This is a genomic window from Alcaligenes sp. PF14 (assembly GCF_037150615.1).
GTDB classification, from domain to species: domain Bacteria; phylum Pseudomonadota; class Gammaproteobacteria; order Burkholderiales; family Burkholderiaceae_B; genus Alcaligenes; species Alcaligenes phenolicus.
Genome location: NZ_JBAGRS010000017.1, coordinates 1 through 1785, shown reverse-complemented (window position 1 = coordinate 1785; position 1785 = coordinate 1). Strand labels below are relative to the sequence as shown.

The following is a 1785-nucleotide window of genomic DNA, read 5'->3' as shown; positions in this document are numbered from 1 at the left end:
AGCGCGGGTTGCGCTGCACTTCAATATTACGTTCTGTGGTCAACAACTTAACTCACTACAACCTCAAGGGTTATAGGATCAAGCCACACGGGCAATTAGTACTGGTTAGCTACATGCATTACTGCACTTCCACACCCAGCCTATCAACGTCCTGGTCTCGGACGACCCTACAGGGGGGTCAAGCCCCCGGGATACCTAATCTTCAGACGAGTTTCCCGCTTAGATGCCTTCAGCGGTTATCTCTTCCGTACGTAGCTACTCGGCAATGCCATTGGCATGACAACCGATACACCAGTGGTACGTCCACTCCGGTCCTCTCGTACTAGGAGCAGGCTCCGTCAAGTATCCAACGCCCACGGCAGATAGGGACCAAACTGTCTCACGACGTTTTAAACCCAGCTCACGTACCTCTTTAAATGGCGAACAGCCATACCCTTGGGACCGGCTACAGCCCCAGGATGAGATGAGCCGACATCGAGGTGCCAAACACCGCCGTCGATATGAACTCTTGGGCGGTATCAGCCTGTTATCCCCAGAGTACCTTTTATCCGTTGAGCGATGGCCCTTCCATACAGAACCACCGGATCACTATGTCCTACTTTCGTACCTGTTCGACTTGTCAGTCTCACAGTCAAGCACGCTTATGCCATTGCACTATCAAGACGATTTCCGACCGTCTCTAGCGTACCTTCGAACTCCTCCGTTACACTTTAGGAGGAGACCGCCCCAGTCAAACTGCCCACCATGCACGGTCCCCGATCCCGATAAGGGACCTAGGTTAGAACCGCAAACAGACCAGGGTGGTATTTCAAGGATGACTCCACGCGATCTGGCGACCACGCTTCAACGTCTCCCACCTATCCTACACAGGCCGGTTCACAATCCAATGCAAAGCTACAGTAAAGGTTCATGGGGTCTTTCCGTCTAGCCGCGGGGAGATTGCATCATCACAACCATGTCAACTTCGCTGAGTCTCAGGAGGAGACAGTGTGGCCATCGTTACGCCATTCGTGCAGGTCGGAACTTACCCGACAAGGAATTTCGCTACCTTAGGACCGTTATAGTTACGGCCGCCGTTTACCGGGGCTTCGATCAAGAGCTTGCACCCCATCACTTAACCTTCCGGCACCGGGCAGGCGTCACACCCTATACGTCCACTTTCGTGTTTGCAGAGTGCTGTGTTTTTAGTAAACAGTCGCAGCCACCGATTCACTGCGGCCTCTTCATGCTTTGTGCGCAGGCACATCACACTAATGAGGCATACCTTCTCCCGAAGTTACGGTATTAATTTGCCGAGTTCCTTCTCCTGAGTTCTCTCAAGCGCCTTGGAATATTCATCCCGTCCACCTGTGTCGGTTTGCGGTACGGTCTCGTAGAGCTGAAGCTTAGAGGCTTTTCTTGGAACTGCTTCCAGTTAGTTTAGAGCCGAAGCTCTATCCAGTCACACCCTTGAATTACGCACCCGGATTTGCCTAAGTGCCTTCTATGATGCGCCAACGGGGACATCCAACACCCCGATAACATTCTGCAATCCGTCCCCCCATCGCACTCTACGACGGTGCGGGAATATTAACCCGCTTCCCATCAGCTACGCATCTCTGCCTCGCCTTAGGGGCCGACTCACCCTGCGCCGATGAACGTTGCGCAGGAAACCTTGGACTTACGGCGAGGGGGCTTTTCACCCCCTTTATCGCTACTCATGTCAGCATTCTCACTTCCGATACCTCCAGCATTCCTCACGGAACACCTTCACAGGCTTACGGAACGCTCTCCTACCATGTGTAC

General features: G+C 53.2%; 1 rRNA gene. It reads right to left on the bottom strand.

Annotated elements, in window-relative coordinates:
- Window positions 1–74 precede the first annotated feature (74 nt).
- A 23S ribosomal RNA gene (locus tag WFM49_RS18475) occupies window positions 75–1785 on the bottom strand; the annotation flags it as partial.